The organism is Albimonas donghaensis (assembly GCF_900106695.1).
Classification (GTDB): domain Bacteria; phylum Pseudomonadota; class Alphaproteobacteria; order Rhodobacterales; family Rhodobacteraceae; genus Albimonas; species Albimonas donghaensis.
Genome location: NZ_FNMZ01000001.1, coordinates 1,209,182 through 1,229,552, shown reverse-complemented (window position 1 = coordinate 1,229,552; position 20,371 = coordinate 1,209,182). Strand labels below are relative to the sequence as shown.

Sequence of the window (20,371 nt, the reverse complement as noted above, 5' to 3'; positions counted from 1 at the left end):
GGTCAAAGGGCGGTTTCAGGGCGGTCAGGCGGGGGGCTTGAGGGGCGTGTCGTCATGCAGGGGCACGGTCTGACGCTCGATCATGCGGCGCACTTTCGGGGGGGCGTCGCCGCGATGCAGGGCGAGCAGGCGCTCGTAGCCGTCCAGATCGGCCTGGGTGCGGCGGGCGTTGTGGCGGACATATTCGACCCAGGTGGGGACATGGTAGCTCTCGGTCCAGACATCCGGGTTCTCCAGGTCGCGCAGCAGGGTCCATTGCCGCGCCCCGTCGCGCAGCCGGATGCGTCGGCGCAGGGCCATGACCGAAAGGAAGGCGGGCACGTCCGCCTGCGCGATGATGTAGTCCACCGTGACCATGATCGGGCCGGAGCGGCGGGTGAGGTCGAGGCGCAGCGGCGGCTCGCGGAAGCGGTCCAGCGGGTCGAGGTCGAGCACCCCGAAGGCCGGCAGCGGCAGGAGCCGGCCCGCCGCGGCGCCCAGGCACATGGCCGCGGCGGCGACGAGCATGGCGGCGTCGACGCCATGCGCCTCCGCCAGCAGGCCGGCGATCCAGCTTCCCGCCGCCATGCCCCCGAAGGTCCCGGTCTGGTAGAGCGCCAGCGCCCGCCCCACCACCCAGCGCGGGGTGGAGAGCTGGATGGTCACGTTGAACATCGACAGCGCCACCACCCAGGCCCCGCCGGCCAGCAGCAGCGCCGCCCCGGTCAGCAGATAGGCCCCGCTCAGCGCCAGCGTCACCGAGGCCAGCGCAAGGGCGAGGAAGGCGCCGCGCGCGATCGCCTCGTTCTCGAACCGCGCGCGCAGGCGGGCGTTCATCAGCGCGCCCGCCACCGCGCCCAGCCCGAAACAGCCCAGCATGATGCCGTAGACGAAGGCGCGGCCGTCCAGATGCTCGCGCACCACCAGCGGCAGCAGGGCCAGCACGGCGATGGAGGCCATGCCGAACATCGCGCCGCGCAGGATCACGCGGATCAGGTTCGGCGACATCGCCACATATCGCAGGCCGGCGGCGAAGGCGGCGCCCAGCGGCTCTCGCGGGAGAGTGCGGGGACGGGCGGCGGGGTGCCAGCGCAGCAGCGCGGTGATGATCGCCACATAGCTCGCGGCATTGACCGCGAAGGCGGCGGCGGCCCCGGCGACGGCGACGATGGCGCCCCCCGCCGCCGGCCCGACCGAACGCATCAGGTTGAACCCCATGGAGTTCAGCGCCACCGCCGAGGGCAGGTCCGACTTGGGCACGATATCGCCCATGGTGGCCTGCCAGGAGGGCAGATGCAGCGCCGTCCCGCAGCCGATCATGAAGGTGAAGCCCAGCAGCAGCCAGGGCGACAGCAGCCCCGCCACCGCCATGCCGGCCAGCGCGATCGACACGACGAACATGAAGCTCTGCGCGGTCAGCATCACCCGGCGGCGGTCGTAGCTGTCGGCCAGCACGCCCGCGAGCAGGGAGAAGATCACGATGGGCAGCGTCACCGAGCTCTGCACCAGCGCCACCATCGAGGGCTTGTCCGAGAGCGTGGTCATCATCCAGGCCGCGCCGACCGACTGCACCAGCCCGCCGAAATTGGAGGTCAGCGCCGCCAGCCACAACATGCGGAACGTCTTGTTGGAGAACAGCGCCAGCGGCGAGACGGTCTGCGGCATGGGGCGATCCTCGGCGCGGCGTGCGCCTCCTTTTCGATAGGCTCGCGGGGCGGCGCGGGCAAGCGCCGGTTGGCGGCCGGTCGAGGAGCGCTCAGTCGGTCAGGGCGTAGCTCACCAGCCGGGACTTCTTCTTCGCGTCGCTGACCACGAAAAGCATGTTGCGGCCTGGATCCCAGGCCACGCCCTCGGCGTCGCTCAGCAGGTCCGGGTCGTCGCCGTCCTTGCGCGCCAGCGGCCAGGACAGGGCCGGGCCAGCCCCGCCGTCGCGGGGCAGCAGGAACACCCGCCGCCCCCGGTCGGAGACGATCCAGAACCCCGCCGCCGCCACCGCGATGCCGGAGACGTCGAGCCGCCCGTCCCGGTCCATCGCGTCGTCGAACCCCGCGGCGGCGTCCAGCCTTCGGACCGAGACGATCCGCGCGAGGTCGGGGGAAAGCGCGATCAGCAGCCGGGGCTCGGCCTCTCGCAACAGCCACACGGTTCCGTCGAGGGGCGCGATGGCGACGCCTTCGAGCCCGTTCTCGTCCTCTCCGTCCGCAGGGCCGGAGAGGAGGGCGGCGAAGTCGTCCCAGCCCTCCATGTCGCGCAGGGCGCGGTCGATGCGGGTCTCTCCGCCGGCGATGTCGATGAGCGCCACGCGGGCGCCGTCCTCGCGCACCACGATCAGCCCGGTTCCGTCCGGGGTCGCGGCCACGCCCTCGGCCTGGTCGGGCCAGGGCAGGCGGGGGCGCGGGCCGGGGATCAGCTTGCCGTCGAAGCCCAGCCGGAAGACCTCGGGGGCGTTGTCGCTGACCGCCCACAGAAAGCCGCCGTCGGCCGAGAGCGACAGGCCCGAAGGCTCGTCGAAGCCCGCCGCCTTGTCGCGGATGCGGGTGCTGTCGCGCAATTCGAGGCTTTGGGCCGCGGCCGGAGCCGCCAGAAGCAGGGCCGAAAGGATGGCGGAGAGGACGAGGGGCGTCGGGGCGGGCATGGAGGCTCCTTCCGCGGGAAGGCGTGAGGGGGGGAGGCGTGAGGCGGCGGCGGCGGGCGGGCGTCGTCCCAGCTTGCGCCGGGCGGGGCGGGCGGGAAACCCCCGGCATGTCGGGGCGGGGGGGGGGGGGGGGCGCATGGGAGAGCGGGGCGCCTGAGATCGCCCTCCGCCGGGGCGCTTCAGGCGAGGGGCTCGCGACGTTCCCCGAAAAGGCGCACCTGTTCGGCGATCCGCTCCAGATGCTCGACCAGCGGCGAGGACTTGCGCCAGACCATGCCGAGGGTCCGGGTCGGGCGGGGCGCCTCCAGCCGGGTGACGCAGACCGGGGCGGAGGCCGTCTCCACCGCCACAGCCATCTCGGGGATCAGGGTCACCCCGATGCCCACCCCCACCATCTGCACGAGAGTGGAGAGCGAGCTGCCCTCCATCAGGTCGCGGGGGGGCGCGTTGGACAGCTTGCAGAAGCTCAGCGCCTGGTCGCGAAAGCAATGCCCCTCCTCCAGCAGCAGCAGGCGCATTTCGCGCAGGTTCGCGGCGCTCGGCGGCGGCAGGGCGGCGTCGGCCTCGGGGCGGACCAGCACGAATTCCTCCTGGAAGAGCGGGGCCTCGCGCAGGGTCGGCTCGGAGATCGGCAGCGCCACGATGGCGAGATCCAGCCGCCCCTCCAGCAGGTCGCGCACGAGGGTCTGGGTCACGGTTTCGCGCGGGATGGCGTCGAGCTCGGGATAGGCTGCGGCGAGGTGCTGGATCAGGCCCGGCAGCAGATAGGGCGCCACCGTCGGGATCACCCCGATGCGCAGCCGGCCCGAGAAGGTCCCGTGCGAGGCGCGGGCGAGGTCCTCGATCTCATCGACCGCGCGCAGGATGTCGCGGGCGCGCACCGCAAGCGCCTCGCCCAGCTCCGACAGGCGCAGCTGGCGCGCGCCGCGCTCGATCAGCGGCGCGCCGAGCATCGCCTCAAGCTCCTTCATCTGGATCGACAGCGCGGGCTGGGAGATCGCGCAGGCCTCCGCCGCCCGTCCGAAATGGCGATGGCGGGACAGGGCCTCGAAGTAGCGCAGCTGGCGTATGGTCAGATTGCTCATAGCCTCAGCTTATCACCCCCATTGGAATATCCAAATTTTATTAATTCCAAAAACTGCTACAAGGCTCCCCTACACAGGGGGTGCGAGTCGCCGCCGCCCGCCCCCCGAAGCCGGGGACGGGCCGGCCCGGCCCCTGAGCCAGGAATTCGCCGCGCCCCCGACCGATGCGCGGCCCAAGCCGAGGAGAGGGTTTCCAGATGGACGGGAACGATACCGCGGGCAAATGCCCGGTGATGCACGGCGGCCAGACCGCCATGAGCCGCGCGGTCATGGACTGGTGGCCGAACGCGCTGAACCTGGACATCCTGCACCAGCATGATTCCAAGACCAACCCGATGGGTCCGGACTTCGACTATCGCGAAGAGCTCAAGAAGCTCGACGTCGAGGCGCTGAAGAACGACCTGCGCGCCCTGATGACCGAGAGCCAGGACTGGTGGCCGGCCGACTGGGGCTCCTATGTCGGGATGTTCGCCCGCGTGGCGTGGCACGCCGCGGGCTCCTACCGTCTGGCCGACGGGCGCGGCGGCGGCGGCACGGGCAACCAGCGCTTCGCCCCGCTGAACTCCTGGCCCGACAACGTCAACACCGACAAGGGCCGCCGCCTGCTGTGGCCGATCAAGAAGAAATACGGCAACAAGATCTCCTGGGCCGACCTGATGATCCTGTCGGGGACCATCGCCTATGAGGTCGCCGGCCTGAAGACCTTCGGCTTCGCCTTCGGGCGCGAGGACATCTGGTCGCCGGAGAAGGACACCTACTGGGGCGCGGAGAAGGAGTGGCTGGCCCCCTCCGACAACCGCTACGACGACGTCTCCAGGCCCGAGACCATGGAGAACCCGCTCGCCGCCGTGCAGATGGGTCTGATCTACGTGAACCCCGAGGGCGTGAACGGCAATTCGGACCCGATGGCCACCGCCGCCCAGGTGCGCGAGACCTTCGCCCGCATGGCGATGAACGATGAGGAGACCGCGGCGCTGACCGCCGGCGGCCACACCATCGGCAAGTCCCACGGCAACGGCGATCCGGCGAACCTGAGCCCCGAGCCCGAGGCCGCCGGCCCCGAATACCAGGGCATCGGCTGGATGAACACCAAGGGCCGCGGCATCGGGCGCGACACCGTGGTGTCGGGCATCGAGGGCGCCTGGACCACCCACCCCACCCAGTGGGACATGGGCTGGTTCGACCTGCTGTTCGGCTACGAGTGGGAACTGACCAAGTCCCCCGCCGGCGCCAATCAGTGGAAGCCCATCGAAATCAAGCCCGAGGACATGCCGGTCGACGTCGAGGACCCCTCGATCAAGTGCATGCCGATGATGACCGACGCGGACATGGCGATGAAGGTCGACCCGACCTACAACGCCATCTGTCAGAAGTTCATGGCGGATCCGGACTACTTCTCGGAGACCTTCGCCCGCGCCTGGTTCAAGCTGACCCATCGCGACATGGGCCCGAAGGCGCGCTATGTCGGCCCCGACGTGCCCCAGGAAGACCTGATCTGGCAGGATCCGGTCCCCGCCGGCCCGACGCTCTGGGACATGGGCGCGGCCAAGGCCAGGATCGCGGCCGCGGGCCTGACCACGGCCGATCTGGTCGCCACCGCCTGGGACAGCGCCCGGACCTATCGCGGGTCGGACATGCGGGGCGGCGCCAACGGCGCGCGCATCCGCCTGGCGCCGCAGAAGGACTGGGAAGGCAATGAGCCCGCCCGGCTCGCCAAGGTGCTGGGGATCCTGGAGCCGATCGCCGAGGAGATGGGCGCGTCGCTCGCCGACATCATCGTGCTGGCCGGCAATGTGGGCGTCGAGCAGGCGGCCAGGGCCGCGGGCTTCGATGTGGACGTGCCCTTCGCGCCGGGCCGCGGCGACGCGACCGACGAGATGACCGACGCCGACAGCTTCGACGCGCTGGAGCCGCTGGCCGACGGCTTCCGCAACTGGCTCAAGAAGGACTACGTCGTCTCCCCCGAGGAGATGATGCTGGACCGCGCCCAGCTTCTGGGCCTGACCGCGACCGAGATGACCGTTCTGGTCGGCGGCATGCGGGCGATGGGGACCAACCATGGCGGGACCGCGCATGGCGTCTTCACCGACCGCGTCGGCGCCCTGACCCCGGACTTCTTCACCAACCTGACCGACATGGCCTATAGCTGGATGCCGGTGGGCGAGGGTCTCTACGAGATCCGCGACCGTCGCGACGGCCAGACCAAATGGACCGCCACGCGGGCGGATCTGGTGTTCGGCTCGAACGCCATCCTGCGCGCCATCTCCGAGGTCTACGCCCAGGACGACAATGCCGGGAAGTTCGTGAAGGACTTCGTGGCCGCCTGGACCAAGGTCATGAACGCGGACCGCTTCGACCTGGCCTGAGCCGGGGCCTCACGCGGGGCCACCCCCTGAACGCAGCGGCCGCCGGAGCGATCCGGCGGCCGTTTTCCATTCGGCGCCGGGTCCCGTAGGGCGGGTGCGAACCCGCCAGATCCCGTAGGGCGGGCGCCAACCCGCCAGATCCCGTAGGGCGGGCGCCAACCCGCCAGATCCCGTAGGGCGGGCGCCAACCCGCCGGGTCCCGTAGGGCGGGTGCGAACCCGCCAGGTCCCGTAGGGCGGGCGCCAACCCGCCAGGTCCCGTAGGGCGGGCGCCAACCCGCCAAGTCCCGTAGGGCGGGCGCCAACCCGCGGCCCCCGCTCGCCCCCCCGCGCCCTCCTCACCCGACGTTGAACACCGACCAGCCCATCCCCTCCGACAGCGCCTCCAGCGCCTGGGTGCCCAGCAGCGAGTTGCCGTAGCGGTCGAGCCCCGGCGACCAGACCGCGATGGACGCCACCCCCGGAACCACCGCCATGATCCCGCCGCCGACGCCGCTCTTGCCCGGAAGGCCCACCCGGTAGGCGAAGGCGCCCGAGCCGTCGTAATGCCCGCAGGTCATCATGAGCGCGTTGATCGAGCGCACGTTGCGGCGCGAGATCAGGTCGTCCTCCGCCCGCAGCCCCGCCAGGAAACGCCCGGCGCGGGCCAGCTGCTCGCAGCTCATCTCGATGGCGCATTGGTGGAAATAGGTCCCCAGCGTCAGTTCGCAGTCGTGCAGCAGGTTGTCCGTGGACTTCAGGAAATGCGCCAGCGACCAGTTGCGGTGGCCGGTCAGGTTCTCGGACCGCGCCAGGCCCGCATCCATGTAGATGTCGTCGTCGCCGGCCGCCGCGCGCACGAAGCCCAGCATCTCGGCCAGCGCCTCCTTCGGGGTGCGGCCCGCGAGGATCGCGTCGGTCACCACGATGGCCCCGGCGTTGACGAAGGGGTTGCGGGGCTTGCCGCCCTCCAGCTCCAGGTCGACCACGGAGTTGAAGGCGTTGGAGGACGGCTCGCGCCCGCAGCGCCTCCAGAGCCCGTCCCCGATCCGCCCCAGCGCCACCGCCAGCGCGAAGACCTTCGACACCGACTGGATGGAGAACGGGCGCGTCGCGTCGCCGGCGCTGATCCGGCGGCCGTCGGCGAGGCAGACCGAGATCCCGAAACGGGCCGGATCGATGCAGGCGAGTTCGGGGATATAGGTCGCCACGCGGCCGCGCTCCTCCGCCGCCGCCATCCGCTCGGCGATGTCGCGCACCAGCGCGTCGAGCCTGGGGGTTTGGGGCATGGACGATCCTCCGGCGGCCGCGTCTCGTGGAATCTACGCCGCCGCGGCGCCGATTGACATGGGGCGCGCGCGCGGCTCAGCTTCGCGCGCCGAACGGGAGGGAGAGACGCCATGAAGGTACTGGTCACCGGGGCCGCGGGGTTCATCGGGCGCATGGTCATGGCGGAGCTCGCGACCCGCGCGCGCCTGACCGTCGACGGGGCGGAGCGCGAGGTCGAGGCGATCCTGGCGCTGGACCTGGACGCCGCCGCCATGGCGGATCTGGAGGCCGCGGACCTGCGGGTCCGGGCGCTGGGGGGCGGGCTGACGGACGCGGGCGCCGCCGCCGCCATCGAGGCCGCCTCGCCGGGGCTGGTGATCCATCTCGCGGCGGTGGTCAGCGGCGCGGCGGAGGCGGATTTCGACCTCGGGGTCTCGGTCAACCTGCTGGGCACGCTGGAGCTTCTCAACCTGTGCCGGCGCTTCGCGGCCCCGCCCGTGCTGCTGTTCTCCTCCTCGGTCGCGGTGTTCTCCTGCCCGGACAATGACAGCATCGACGACGACCGCATGCCGGCGCCGCGGTCCTCCTACGGGGCGCAGAAGCTGATGGGCGAAATCCTGGTGCGCGACGCCTCGCGCAAGGGGTTCGTGCTGGGGCGCGCGCTGCGGTTTCCCACGATCTCGGTGCGGCCGGGCAAGCCCAACAAGGCGGCGTCGAGCTTCGCCTCGGGCATATTGCGCGAGCCGCTGGCCGGCGAGCCCGCGGTGCTGCCCGTGGGGCCGGGGCTGCGGTTGCATCTCGCCTCGCCCGAGGCGGCGCTGGCGGCGGTGTTCCACGCCGCGGGGCTGGAGCAGGCGGCGCTGGAAGGGGAGACGACCCTCACCCTTCCCGGCGTGTCGGTGAGCGTGGCGGAGATGGTGGCGACGCTGGGCCGGCTGGCGGGCGCGGAGGTCGCCGCGCGCATCCGGCCCGCGCCCGACCCGGCCATCGAGGCCATCGTGGCGAGCTGGCCCGGAGAGATCCGCTGTCCCCGCGCGCGGGCGCTGGGCTTCGAGGCGGACGCGGATTTCGACGCCCTCCTGCGCCGCCACATGGCGCGGATCGGCTGGGGGGCGGAGGCATGAGCGCCCGCGGGGCGACCTGCACGGTCGTGGGCCTCGGCTCCATGGGGTTCGGCATGGCGCGCAGCCTGCTGGCGGGCGGGCGGCGGGTGTTCGGCGCCGACCTCTCCGCCGAGCGGGTCGAGGCGCTGGCCGCGCTCGGCGGCGAGGCGGGGGCGCCCGGCGCCGCGGGGCCGGAGACGGACATCCTCGTCTGCGTGGTGCTGAACGCCGAGCAGAGCCGCGCCGTGCTGTTCGGACCCGACGGCTGGGCCGCGCATCTGCGCCCCGGCGCGGTGATCCTGGGCTGCGCCACGGTCCCCCCCGACTTCGCCCGCGAGATGGCGGCGGAGGCGGAGGCGCGGGGGCTCCTTTACCTCGACGCGCCGATCTCCGGCGGGGCGGCGAAGGCGGCGGAGGGCAGGCTTTCGATCATGGCCGCGGGGACGGCGGAGGCCTTCGCGGCCGCCCGCCCCGCGCTGGATGCGATGGCGGAGACGGTGCACGATCTGGGCGCGGCGCCGGGCGCGGGCTCGGCCATGAAAGCGGTCAACCAGTTGCTCGCCGGGGTGCATATCGCGGCGATGGGCGAGGCGATGGGGTTCGCGACCGCGCTCGGTCTCGATCTTCACAAAGTGCTTGAGGTTATCGGCGTATCCGCAGGCGATTCATGGATGTTCTCCAATCGCGGACCCCATGTGGCGGAGGGCGACTACGCCCCACGCTCCGCGGTGACCATCTGGCCCAAGGACCTCGGGATCGTCGCCGGCATCGCCGCGGGCGCCGGGCTGCCGGTTCCCATGACCGAGACCGCGCTCGCCCGGTTCCGCGCCGCGGTGGAGGCCGGCTGGGGGGCGGAGGACGACGCGGCGGTGGCGAAACTTTATGCGCGCGAGGCGGGGCTGACCCTGCCGGGAGAGGAATGATGCTGCTGGGTTGCATCGGGGACGACTTCACCGGGTCCTCGGATCTGGGCGCCACGCTGACCCGCGGGGGAATGCGCACGGTGCAATATGTCGGCGTGCCCGACGGCCCCGCCGATCCGGGAGTGGAGGCGGGGATCGTGGCGCTGAAATCCCGCTCGATCCCCGTGGCGGAGGCGGTGGCGCAGTCGCTGGCGGCGCTGGACTGGCTGCGGGCGCAGGGCTGCGGGCAGATCCTGTTCAAGTATTGCTCGACCTTCGATTCCACGCCCCAGGGCAATATCGGCCCGGTGGCCGAGGCGCTGGCCGAGGCGCTGGACGCGTCCGGCGTCATCGTCTGCCCGGCCTTCCCGGCGGCGGGGCGGGCGGTGTTCCAGGGGCATCTTTTCGTCGCCGACCGCCTGCTGAGCGAAAGCGGGATGGAGGCGCATCCGATCACCCCGATGACCGACCCCGACCTGCGCCGCTGGCTGGCGCGCCAGACACGCGGGCCGGTGGGCCATGTGCCGGCCTCCGTGGTGTTCGACGGCGCCGCCGCGATCGGCGCGGCGCTGGCGGCCGAGCAGGGGCTGGGCCGGCGGCTGGTGATCGCCGACGCGGTGCGCGACGCGGACCTGATGGCGCTGGGAGAGGCCGCGGCGGAGGCGCCGCTGATCACCGGCGGCTCGGGCATCGCGCTGGGATTGCCGGCGAATTTCGCGGTCCGCGGGTTGCTGGCGGGCGGCGAGGCGCAATGGGACGGGCAGGCGGGGCGGGCGGCGGCGCTGTCGGGCTCATGCTCCGCCGCCACGCGGGGCCAGGTCGCGGCCCATATCGCCTCCGGCGCCCCGGCGCGCGAGGTGACGGCGCTGGCCGCGATGACCGGAGAGGTCGACGCGCCCGCGCTGGCCGACTGGGCCGCGGCGCAGGACGGGCTGCCGCTCATCTATTCCTCCGCCGACCCCGAAACGGTGCGCGAGGCGCAGGAGACATGGGGCGGGGCCGAGGTCGCGGCCCGGCTGGAGGCGCTGTTCGCCGAGACCGCGCGCTTGCTGGTCGCGGGCGGCGTCACCCGGCTGATCGCGGCGGGGGGCGAGACCTCGGGCGCCGTGGTCGAGGGGCTGGGTCTGACCCAGCTCGCCTTCGGACCGGATATCGCGACCGGCGTGCCGGCGCTGCGGGCCGGGCCGGAGCTGGCGATCGCGCTCAAATCCGGCAATTTCGGCGAGGCGGATTTCTTCGAGCGCGCCGACCGGGTGCTGGCGGGGGAGGCGGGATGAGCGGGATCGTCACGTCCGACACCCACGCCGAAAACCGACAGCGCGAGGACATATGCTTCTGGGCGGGCTCGCTTTTCGCGCGCGGGCTGACCGGAGGGGCGTCGGGCAACATCTCGGCCCGGACCGCGGACGGGGGGCTGCTGGTCACCCCCACGGGGTCGAGCTTCGGGCGGCTGGACCCGGCGCGGCTGAGCCGGCTGGATGCGGCGGGCGCGCTGGTGTCCGGCGACAGGCCCACCAAGGAGATGCCGCTGCATTCCGCCTTTCACGACACGCGGGCGGGCGTGGGCGCGGTGGTGCATCTGCATTCGACCCATGCCGTTGCGCTGTCGATGCTGCCCGTCGACGATCCCGACGACTTCCTGCCGCCGCTGACCCCCTACGCGCTCATGCGATTGGGCAAGGTGCGGCTGCTGCCGTTCTTCGTGCCGGGCGATGCGGGCATGGGCGAGGCGGTGCGGGGATTGGGGGGCAAGCGCTCCGCGGTGATGCTGGCCAACCATGGGCCGGTGGTCGCCTCGAAGGACATCGAAGCCGCGGTCTTCGCGATGGAGGAGCTGGAGGAGACGGCGAAGCTGGCCCTGCTGCTGCGCGGGACCGGGGCGCTTGGGCTGGATGCGGGCCAGGTCCGGGCGGTGGTGGATAAATTCGACGTGGAGTGGGACGGATGAAGTTCTCGGCGAATCTGGGGTTTCTCTACACCGACCGCGCCTTGCCCGACGCGATCCGGGCGGCGGCGGCGGACGGCTTCGACGCGGTGGAGCTGCACTGGCCCTACGCCACGCCCGCGGCGCAGGTCCGGGCCGCGTTGGAGGAGACCGGGCTGCCGGTGCTCGGCCTCAACGCCTCTCGCGGGCGGGAGGGGGAGAACGGGCTGACCGCGCTGCCGGGGCGCGAGGCGGAGGCGATGGCGGCGGTTGCGCAGGCCGTCGACTACGCCGCCGCGATCGGGGCCGGCGCGGTGCATGTGCTGGCCGGCGTGGCGCAGGGCCCGGCGGCGGAGGCGACCTACCGCGCCAACCTGGCCGAGGCCTGCGACCTCGCCGCGGCGCGGGGGCTGACCGTGCTGATCGAGCCGCTGAACGCCCGCGACGCGCCGGGCTATTTCCTCAGCCGCACCGGCCACGCGCTGGCGGTGATCGAGGCGTTGGCCCGCCCCAACCTGCGCCTGATGTTCGACGTCTACCATGTGCAGATCATGGAGGGCGACCTGACGCGCCGCCTGTCGGCCCTGCTGCCGGTCATCGGCCATGTGCAGATCGCCGCCGTGCCGGACCGGGGAGAGCCGGACGCGGGCGAGGTCGATTTCCGCCACCTGCTCGCGCATCTGGCGGGGCTGGGCTGGACCGCGCCGGTGGGGGCGGAGTATCGGCCGCGCAGCGGGCGGACCGAGGACGGGCTCGGCTGGTTGCAGGCCTTCCGGGGGCTGTGAGCGGGGCGGCGGGCTTGCGCCCGCCCTACGACTTGCCGGTTGCCGTTCCGGCGGTTCGCCGCGCCTTGGGCGCGGGGCGGCGGCGGGCTTGCGCCCGCCCTACGGCGTTCCGCCTACCAGAGCGGGTCGGACATCACCGACACATGCGCGGCCACGACCTTCCAGCCCAGGTCGGGAAAGCGCACGAAGGTCTGGCTCTGGCGCCCGATCTCGTCCTTGCCGCGCACCTTGAATTCCAGGTTGGTGGTGGCGAAATCGCGGCCCAGCGTCAGGATCTCCAGCCGGATCCGCCGCTCCTTGATCCCCGGTCCGGGGGGGCGGCGGGTGCGATGGCCGTGGATCTCCTCGAACCCGTAGCCGTTCTCGTGCAGGGCGTAGCGGATGGTGTGGGGCGAGTTCCAGAAGGTCGCGTCGAGCACGTCGACGTCCTTGTCCTCCAGCGCCTTTTCGTAGCGCTCGAAGATCTCGGTGATCTCGGCGACCACTTCGGGGATGTTGGGGGTGCGGTCGGGGGCGCCCTGCGTGGGATCGGGGGTCATGCGGTCTCCTCCAGCGCCCGGGCGATGGCCGCGAGCTTCATGTCCTCGCCCCGCGCCGCGATCAGCGACAGGCCGACGGGGGCGCCGTCAACCTCGCCCAGGGGCAGGCTGATCTGCGGATGGCCGGCGAGCCCGCCATGGGCGCAGAGCGTGTTGATCCGGTCCCGCGCCCGGTCCTGGTCGGGCAGGGGGAGCCCGCGCCGGGGCGCCGGGTCGGGGGTGGTCGGCAGGCAGATCACCGCGCCGTCGGCGGTGAGCCGCGCGAGCCGGCCGCGGACCTCGTCGCGCACCAGCGCGGCGGCGGAGATGTCGGCCGCGGGCACGGAGGACGCGAACATCAGCGTGCGGGCCACAAGATAGGAGAACCGCGGGGTTTCCGCTGTCACCCAGGGCCCGAACGTCTCCCACGCCTCGGCCAGTTGCAGCGCCCGCTAGGCGCGGCCGTTGTCGGCGAGCGCATGGGGGGCGAGCCGGTCGGCCCGCGCGCCCCCCAGCAGCGAAGCCAGCCGGTCCATGGCGGGGCGCAGGGCGGCGGTCACGGCGGGGGCGGCGAAGTCGAAGGCGTCCTCGGCCACCACCAGCCCGGCGGGGGCGAGCGGGGGGAGCGCCTCGTCCAGCAGCACGGCGGAGACGCGGGCGAAGGTCGCCGCGTCGCGGGTCATCCAGCCGATGGTGTCGGATCCCGGCGCCTGCGGCAGCATCCCGGCCCGGTTCACCCGCCCATGCGTGGTGCGGATGCCGTAGAGCCCGCAGAAGCTGGACGGGACCCGGACCGAGCCGCCGGTATCCGTCCCCAGCGCGGTATCGCACAGCCCCTGCGCGACCGCGGAGGCCGAGCCCGACGACGACCCTCCGGGAACCCGGTCCGGGGCGGCGGGGTTGAGCGGCGTGCCCTCGAACGCGTTCTCGCCCAGCAGGCCGAGCGAGATTTCGTCGGTGATCGTCTTGCCGGTCAGATCGGCGCCGGCGTCGAGCAGCCGGGCGACGACCCAGGCATGGGTCTCGGGCGCGGGATGGGTCAGGGCCCAGTCGGGATTGCCGGCGCCGGTGGCGTGGCCCGCCACGTCGAACAGGTCCTTGGCCATGAAGCTCAGGCCCTTCAGCGGGCCGGCGGCGGCCCCGTTGATGCGGATGTCGCCGCCGGGGGCGAGATGGCCGTCGAGGTGCTTCACGCGCGTCTCCCTGTTTCGCCGAGGACTGTGGGGGTTTCGCCGCGAAGCGTGGGGCAGGGGGACGAGGCTGGCAAGCCCGGCGCCCGCTGACCTTGCGTCGCGGCGCAAGGGGTCGCAGGCCCCGGCCCCGATCGCCGCAAGACCGGGGCGCGGCGGGGCGCGACCAAGGGGGGGAGCCGCGCGCGCGGAGGGACAGAACGAAGGAGACCGCCATGGACGCGGAACGCATCCCCGTCATCGTCGGGGTCGGGCAGATCAACGACCGCCCCTCGGACCCGGACCAGGGGCTCGACACGCTCGGCCTGATGGAGGCGTCGCTGCGCCGGGCGGATGAGGACGCGGGGGGCGGCTGGCTGGCGGATCTCGACGGGATCTCGACGGTGGACCAGATCACCTATCTGGGCCTGACCGGCATCCCCGAAAAGCTGGCGGCGGCCTTCGGGGCCTCTCCCGCCCGGCTGGAAACCACCGACATGCCCCATGGCGACAGCCCGGTGCGGCTGCTCAACGAGGCCGCCAACCGCATCGGCGCGGGCGAAAGCCGCATCGTGGCGGTGACCGGGGCGGAGGCGCTGCGCACGGCCGCGCAGCTCGCCCGTCGCGCGGCGGAGGCGGGCGCGCCGCCCCCCGACCTGATGCGCGCCAATCCCAAGCGCAAGCTCACCGATCTGCGCAAGGAGTTCGGGCTGATCGCGCCGGTGGACCTCTATCCGCTCTACGAGAACGCCGGTCGGGCGGCGGAGGGGCTGAGCCTCGCCCAGGCCCAGACCGAGAACGGGCGCATCTGGGAGGGGCTGGCGACGGTGGCCCGCGACAACCCCCACGCCTGGATCCGCACCGGCAAGACGGCCGAGGAGATCGTCACCCCCTCGCCCGACAACCGTCGGATCTCGTTCCCCTACAACAAGCTGATGGTGGCCAATTCCTCGGTCAACCAGGGGGCGGGGTTCATCGTGACGTCCCTCGCCGAGGCGCGCCGGCGCGGGCTGGCGGACGAGGCGCTGGTCTTCGTCGGCCACGGGGCGGGGGCGCAGGAGCCCTATGATCCGCTGGCGCGGGACCGCTACGACCGCTCGCCCTCGATGATCGCGTCGCTGACCGCGACGCTGGAATTCAACGGCATGGAGGCGGGGGAGCTGGATCTGGTCGAGCTTTATTCCTGCTTCCCCTGCGTGCCCAAGATGGCGCGGCGCGTGCTGGGATGGGACGTCGACCGGCCGATGACCGTCTTCGGCGGGCTGACCTTCGGCGGCGGGCCGGTGGCGAATTACATGTCCCACGCCGTCGCCTCGATGACCGAGGCGCTGCGGGGGACGGGCCGGCGCGGGCTGCTCTATGCGAATGGCGGGATCGTGACCACGAACCATTCCATCGTGCTGTCGGGCGCCCCGATCCCGGCCGCCGCCTTCCCGAAGGAGTCGGACGTGCAGGCCCGGGCGGATGCGGCGCGCGGCCCGGCGCCGGAGATGCGCGAGGACCATCTCGGCCCGGTGACGATCGAGACCTATGCGGTGCATTACGACCGTCAGGGCGCGCCCCGCGGCGGCGCGGTGATGGGGCGCGCCGCGGACGGCGCCCGCACGCTCGCCCATGTGCGGCCGGAGGACGAGGCGCTGATCGCTTTCCTCACCGATGGCGCCGCGGAACCGGTCGGAACCGCGGGCGGGGTGGCGCAGGCCGACGGGAAGCGTATCTTCACCCGGGAATGAGCGCGCGCCGGGGGGCTTCGACTCCCCCCGGCCCCCGCGCCCCCGCAACCTGATGCGAGAGCCTTGCATGACCTCCCTCCCCAACGACGCCCCCATCGACGCCGAGAAGCTGGACCGCCTGGCCGAGCTCGCCGTGAAGGTGGGGCTCGACCTGCAGCCCGGCCAGGACCTGATGCTGACCGCTCCGGCCGAGGCTCTGCCGCTGGTGCGCCGCATCGCGGTCCATGCCTACAAGGCCGGGGCGGGCGTGGTGACGCCGATCCTGTCGGACCCCGAGATCGCGCTGGCCCGCTACGAGAACGCCGATGACGCGAGCTTCGACCGCGCCCCCGCCTGGCTTTACGAGGGCATGGGCAAGGCCTTCGACCAGAATGCGGCGCGGCTGGCGGTGGCGGGCGACGATCCGCTGCTGCTGGCCGGGCAGGACCCGGACAAGGTGGGCCGCGCCAACAAGGCCAACGCCATGGCCTACGGCCCGGCGCGGGAGCGGATCACGCGCTTCGACATGAACTGGAACATCGTCGCCTGGCCCGGCGCCGCCTGGGCGAGCCGGGTGTTCCCCGACCTCCCCCCCGAGGCTGCGCAGCGCAAGCTGGCCGACGCCATCTTCGCCGCGTCGCGCGTCGACCAGGACGACCCGGTGGCCGCGTGGGAGGCGCATAACGCCACGCTGCGCAAGCGGTCCGACTGGCTGAACGCGCGCGCCTTCCATGCCCTGCATTTCTCGGGGCCGGGCACGGACCTGACCGTGGGGCTGGCCGACGGGCATGAGTGGATGGGCGGCGCCTCCACCGCGCGCAACGGCATCACCTGCAACCCCAACATCCCCACCGAGGAGGTGTTCACCACCCCCCACGCGCATCGGGTGGAGGGGGTCGTGCGCTCCACCAAGCCGCTGAGCCATGGCGGCAGCCTGATCGACGGCATCGAGGTCCGCTTCGAGGCCGGCCGCATCGTCGAGGCGAAAGCCGCCGCCGGCGAGGAGGTGTTGCTGGAGCTGATCGACACCGATGAGGGCGCGCGGCGGCTGGGCGAGGTGGCGCTGGTGCCGCATTCCTCGCCGATCTCGCAGTCGGGGCTCCTGTTCTTCAACACCCTCTTCGACGAGAACGCCGCCTGCCACATCGCGCTCGGCCAGTGCTATTCCAAGTGCTTCAGGGGCGGCGAGGGGCTGGACGCGGATAGGGTGGCGGCGCAGGGCGGCAACGCCTCGGCGATCCATGTGGACTGGATGATCGGCTCGGGGGAGATCGACATCGACGGGCTCGACGCCGACGGGAACCGGACGCCGGTGTTCCGCAAAGGCGAGTGGGCCTGAGCCAGACGGCCGCTGGCCATTCGGCGTAGGGCGGGTGCGAACCCGCCACCCCCCACGCCCTCGCCCGGGCGCCTTCCTGTTGGGGGGGCGCCCGGCGCTCGCCACCCCCGTAGGGCGGGTGCGAACCCGCCGCCCCTCGCCCCCGCCAGGCGCCCCTACTGCTAGGAGACGCCTAGCCCTTCATCCGCGCGCCCGAGGGATCGAGCATCGGCCTGAGGCTGGCGCGCGCCGTGTGGCGGCCCGACCCGCTCTCGATCCGCCAATCGGCGGCGAGCAGGTCTTCGACGCTTTCCTCCGGCGAGGTCTCCACATAGCCCAGCGCCACGGTCCCGCCGAGCGTATGCCCATAGGCGGCGGAGGTGACATGACCGGCGAGGGTCTCGCCCCGCCAGATCGGCTCCCCGTGGAAGAGCAGCGGCTCTGGGTCTTCCAGCAGGAACTGCACCAGACGCCGTGAGACGCCCGTCTCACGCGCTTTCAGCACCGCGTCGCGGCCGATGAAGGGGCCGAAGCGGCCGGGCGCGCGCTTGGCCTTCACCGCGAAGCCGAGCCCGGCTTCGACCACGTGATCCTCGTCGGTGATGTCATGGCCGAAATGGCGGAACGCCTTCTCCAGCCGGCAGGAATCCATCGCATGCATCCCCGCCGGCCGCAGGCCCAGCGGCGCCCCGGCCTCCCACAACGCTTCGAAAGCATGGGCGGCGAAGTCGGCGGAGACGTAGATCTCGAAGCCCAGCTCGCCCACATAGCTGACCCGGTGGATGCGGACCGGGGCCATGCCCAGTTCGATCTCGGCCACCGCGCCGAAGGGGATCGCCTCGGCCGACACGTCGTCGAGGGTCGCGGCGGCCAGGATCTCCCGCGATCGCGGCCCCATCAGGCCCAGCACCGCCTCGCCGGAGGTCACGTCGACGGCCACCGCCCGGCAGCCCTCGGGCGCGGCGCGGGTCAGCCAGGCCATGTCCCGGCGCAGGGTGGCGGCGGGGGTGATGACCAGGAAGGCTGTCTCCGACAGGCGGGCCACGGTGACGTCGGCCTCCACCCCGCCGCGGGCGTTGAGCCATTGGGTGTAGACCAGCCGGCCCGCGGGCACGTCGGGGTCGCCGGCGCAGACCAGGTCCAGCCAGGCCAGCGCGTCGGGTCCCTCCACCCGGATCTTGCCGAAGGCCGAAAGATCGTAGAGCGCGGCGCCCTCGCGGGTGGCGCGATGCTCCCCGGCCGAATGGGGGAACCAGTTCTGGCGGCCCCAGGAATACCGGTATTCCGCGGTTTCGCCCGCGGCGCGGGCGGCTTCGGGCAGGAACCAGTGCGGCCGCTCCCATCCCGCGGTCTCGCCGAAACAGGCGCCCAGGGCGGCCCAGCGGTCATGGAAGGGCGTGCGCCGCAGCCCGCGGGCGGTGGCGTATTGGCGATAGGGCCAGTGGTCGGCATAGAGCAGGCCCAGCGTCTCGGAGACCCGCGCCCGCAGGAACCGCTTGCCGGCCTGAAAGGGGGCCATGCGGCGGATGTCCACGTCCCACAGGTCGAAGGGCGGCTCGCCCTCCACGATCCACTCGGCCAGCGCCTTGCCGGCCCCCCCGGCGGACTGGATGCCGACCGAGTTGAAGCCCGCCGCGACGTAGAAGCCGGGCAGCTCCGGGGCCTCGCCCAGCAGATAGCGGTCGTCGGGGGTGAAGGATTCGGGCCCGTTGAAGAAGGTGCGGATGCCGACGCCGTTCAGCGCGGGCATCCGGGCCAGCGCGGCTTCGAGGATCGGGGCGACATGCTCGAAATCCGGGGGCAGGTCGTCGAAGCAGAAGTCCTCGGGGATCCCCTCCATCCCCCAGGGTTTCGCGACGGGCTCGAAGGCGCCGAGCAGGATGCGGCCGGCGTCCTCCTTGTAATAGGCGCACTCGTCCGGGACCCGCAGGGTGGGCAGATGCGCGGGCATGTCCGGCACCGGCTCCGTGACCATGTAGAAATGCTCGGCGGCGTGGAGCGGGACGGCGACGCCGGCGGCGGCCCCGAAATCCCGCGCCCACATGCCGGCGCAGTTGACCACGATTTCGGCGGTGACGCGGCCCTGCGCGGTCTCCACCCCCGCGGCGCGGCCGCCCTCGCGGATCACGCCGGTGACCTTGACGCCCTCGACGATGCGGGCGCCGAGGCGGCGGGCGCCGGCGGCGAGCGCCTGGGTGATGTTGGACGGGTCGCCCTGGCCGTCGAGCGGGACATGCACGCCGCCGACCACGCCGGTCAGGTCCAGCATCGGGTGCAGATCGAGGCATTCGGCGGGGGAGATCACCTCCGCCTCCACCCCGTGCACGCGGGCCATGGCGGCGTTGCGGCGAAGCTCCTCCATCCGCGCCGCGGTCAGGGCGACGGAGATCGAGCCGTTGCGCCGGAATCCGGTTGAGACGCCCGTCTCAGCCTCCAGCGCGCCGTAAAGCTCCTGCGAATAGCGGGCGAGCCGGGTCATGTTGATCGAGGCGCGAAGCTGCGCGATCAGGCCGGCCGCGTGCCAGGTGGTGCCGCAGGCGAGTTGACGACGCTCCAGCAACAGCACGTCGGTGAGGCCGAGCTTGGCCAGGTGATAGGCGACGGAGCAGCCCACGACGCCCCCCCCGACGATCACGACGCGGGCATGGGCGGGAAGCGGTTGGGTCACGCGGCGTCTCCGGGGCGGGTGTCTTGGAAAGGGGCGGCGTCGAGTTCGGCGATGGCCCGGGGGAGGGCGTTTTCGCGCGTCTCGGCGGGGCCGGCGGCGATGAGGACGATGGCGGTCGCGGCGGGCGCGGCGGGGGCGATCTCCACCCGCGCCCCGGCCCGCTGGGCCAGCATCGTCGCGCCGTCAGGGGTCACGAAAAACCCCTTGGCGCGGTGGATGGGGGCGGGGAGGGCGGCGAGGATCTCGCGCATCCGCTCGGGCGCGATGGGGCCGGGCGGGGTCCAGATGCGGGATGAAAAGGCCGGGTGCGGCGCGGGGCCGGGCAGGGGGCGGGGTTGGGCGCCGGAGACCAGCGGGCCCAGCAGCAGATCGGGCGCCGCGGCGGCCTCGGCGGCGTCCAGCACCGGGCGGCCGGGGGCGAGCCCCGCGAGCAGCGCGCGCGCGTCCGCCACCGCCGCCGGACAGGCCAGATCGGCGCGCGACAGAAGCAGCAGGTCCGCGGCCTCCACCTGGTCGCGCACCAGCCGGCCCACGAACTTGTCGGCGGCCCGGGCGCGCAGGGTCTCGGGGTCCGCCACCGTCGCCACGGCGTCGAGCGCGAAGCCCGGCCAGCCCCCCGCCATCCGCGCGATGCGGGCGGGGTGGGCCACGCCGCTCGCCTCGATCAGCACCTGTTCGGGGGGCTCGGGCAGGGCGGCGAGCCCGTCCAGCGCCCCGCCCAGATCGTCCGAAACCGCGCAGCACAGGCAGCCGTTGGCGAGGCTGATGGTGGTCGCGTCCCGCGCCTCGATCAGCGCCGCGTCCACCGACACCGCCCCGAAATCATTGACCAGCACCGCCAGCCGGCGCCCGGCGCCCGCGGCCAGCAGGCGGTTGACCGCCGTGGTCTTGCCGGCGCCGAGATAGCCCGAGAGCAGCGTGACGGGGATGCGGCCGGACCCGGGAAGGACGGGGGCCACG

Annotated in this window: 17 protein-coding genes; 8 read left to right on the top strand and 9 right to left on the bottom strand. The window is 72.8% G+C overall.

The features are described from left to right. Positions 1-24: 24 nt before the first annotated feature. The 3 genes from BLV24_RS05155 to BLV24_RS05145 all read right to left on the bottom strand — a co-directional run bounded on the left by BLV24_RS05155 (position 25) and on the right by BLV24_RS05145 (position 3,699). Positions 25-1,644, bottom strand: a complete 1,620-nt coding sequence (locus BLV24_RS05155) for an MFS transporter (protein ID WP_092680021.1) — start codon at positions 1,642-1,644, stop codon at positions 25-27. Between the two features lie 91 nt (positions 1,645-1,735). Beyond that, complete coding sequence (locus BLV24_RS05150) at positions 1,736-2,614, bottom strand: SdiA-regulated domain-containing protein (RefSeq protein ID WP_176954625.1); 879 nt, start codon at positions 2,612-2,614, stop codon at positions 1,736-1,738. A 179-nt stretch (positions 2,615-2,793) separates the two neighbouring features. After that, the gene (locus BLV24_RS05145) at positions 2,794-3,699 is read right to left on the bottom strand and encodes a LysR substrate-binding domain-containing protein (protein ID WP_092680019.1); all 906 of its coding nucleotides are present in this window, start codon (positions 3,697-3,699) and stop codon (positions 2,794-2,796) included. Positions 3,700-3,896: 197 nt separating this feature from the next. Between BLV24_RS05145 and katG the strand changes: the two genes are divergently transcribed. Then, positions 3,897-6,065, top strand: coding sequence for a catalase/peroxidase HPI (gene katG / locus BLV24_RS05140; RefSeq protein WP_092680018.1), 2,169 nt, complete (start codon positions 3,897-3,899; stop codon positions 6,063-6,065). Positions 6,066-6,402: 337 nt separating this feature from the next. Here katG and BLV24_RS05135 read toward each other — a convergent pair whose 3' ends face one another. Next, on the bottom strand, positions 6,403-7,332 hold the full coding sequence (locus tag BLV24_RS05135; protein ID WP_092680017.1) for a glutaminase: 930 nt from the start codon (positions 7,330-7,332) through the stop codon (positions 6,403-6,405). A gap of 111 nt (positions 7,333-7,443) precedes the next feature. Between BLV24_RS05135 and denD the strand changes: the two genes are divergently transcribed. Genes denD through BLV24_RS05110 form a run of 5 tightly spaced genes read left to right on the top strand, consistent with a single transcriptional unit; the run spans position 7,444 to position 12,026 of the window. After that, the gene (denD, locus tag BLV24_RS05130; protein WP_092680016.1) at positions 7,444-8,436 is read left to right on the top strand and encodes a D-erythronate dehydrogenase; all 993 of its coding nucleotides are present in this window, start codon (positions 7,444-7,446) and stop codon (positions 8,434-8,436) included. After that, entirely contained in the window at positions 8,433-9,338 is a 906-nt protein-coding gene (ltnD, locus tag BLV24_RS05125; RefSeq protein ID WP_092680015.1) for an L-threonate dehydrogenase, read from the top strand. Before denD ends, ltnD begins: the two co-directional genes overlap by 4 nt. Next, positions 9,338-10,594 carry a 3-oxo-tetronate kinase gene (gene otnK, locus BLV24_RS05120; protein ID WP_092680014.1) on the top strand — a complete coding sequence of 419 codons (1,257 nt, stop codon included), beginning with the start codon at positions 9,338-9,340 and terminating at the stop codon, positions 10,592-10,594. The genes ltnD and otnK overlap by 1 nt, the downstream gene beginning before the upstream one ends. Next, positions 10,591-11,265, top strand: a complete 675-nt coding sequence (gene otnC, locus BLV24_RS05115; protein WP_092680013.1) for a 3-oxo-tetronate 4-phosphate decarboxylase — start codon at positions 10,591-10,593, stop codon at positions 11,263-11,265. Before otnK ends, otnC begins: the two co-directional genes overlap by 4 nt. Beyond that, the gene (locus tag BLV24_RS05110) at positions 11,262-12,026 is read left to right on the top strand and encodes a hydroxypyruvate isomerase family protein (RefSeq protein ID WP_092680012.1); all 765 of its coding nucleotides are present in this window, start codon (positions 11,262-11,264) and stop codon (positions 12,024-12,026) included. Before otnC ends, BLV24_RS05110 begins: the two co-directional genes overlap by 4 nt. Before the next feature lie 113 nt (positions 12,027-12,139). Here BLV24_RS05110 and hpxZ read toward each other — a convergent pair whose 3' ends face one another. From hpxZ to BLV24_RS22205, 3 genes are read right to left on the bottom strand one after another with little or no spacing between them, the layout of a single operon-like run. Next, positions 12,140-12,565 carry an oxalurate catabolism protein HpxZ gene (hpxZ, locus tag BLV24_RS05105; protein WP_092680011.1) on the bottom strand — a complete coding sequence of 142 codons (426 nt, stop codon included), beginning with the start codon at positions 12,563-12,565 and terminating at the stop codon, positions 12,140-12,142. Then, positions 12,562-12,951 carry an amidase family protein gene (locus tag BLV24_RS22210; RefSeq protein ID WP_218133334.1) on the bottom strand — a complete coding sequence of 130 codons (390 nt, stop codon included), beginning with the start codon at positions 12,949-12,951 and terminating at the stop codon, positions 12,562-12,564. Before BLV24_RS22210 ends, hpxZ begins: the two co-directional genes overlap by 4 nt. 45 nt (positions 12,952-12,996) lie before the next feature. Next, a complete protein-coding gene (locus tag BLV24_RS22205; RefSeq protein ID WP_218133333.1) occupies positions 12,997-13,737 on the bottom strand; it encodes an amidase family protein in 741 nt (246 codons plus the stop codon). A 212-nt stretch (positions 13,738-13,949) separates the two neighbouring features. Between BLV24_RS22205 and BLV24_RS05095 the strand changes: the two genes are divergently transcribed. Beyond that, positions 13,950-15,446 carry a TLP1 C-terminal extension domain-containing protein gene (locus BLV24_RS05095; protein ID WP_092680010.1) on the top strand — a complete coding sequence of 499 codons (1,497 nt, stop codon included), beginning with the start codon at positions 13,950-13,952 and terminating at the stop codon, positions 15,444-15,446. 67 nt (positions 15,447-15,513) lie between these two features. Next, a complete protein-coding gene (locus tag BLV24_RS05090; RefSeq protein ID WP_092680009.1) occupies positions 15,514-16,764 on the top strand; it encodes an aminopeptidase in 1,251 nt (416 codons plus the stop codon). Positions 16,765-16,936: 172 nt separating this feature from the next. On the opposite strand, the gene BLV24_RS05085 is transcribed toward BLV24_RS05090, so the two are convergent. Continuing rightward, positions 16,937-19,411, bottom strand: a complete 2,475-nt coding sequence (locus BLV24_RS05085) for a GcvT family protein (RefSeq protein ID WP_092680008.1) — start codon at positions 19,409-19,411, stop codon at positions 16,937-16,939. Next, positions 19,408-20,370, bottom strand: coding sequence for a CobW family GTP-binding protein (locus tag BLV24_RS05080; protein WP_092680007.1), 963 nt, complete (start codon positions 20,368-20,370; stop codon positions 19,408-19,410). The genes BLV24_RS05085 and BLV24_RS05080 overlap by 4 nt, the downstream gene beginning before the upstream one ends. Position 20,371 lies beyond the last annotated feature (1 nt).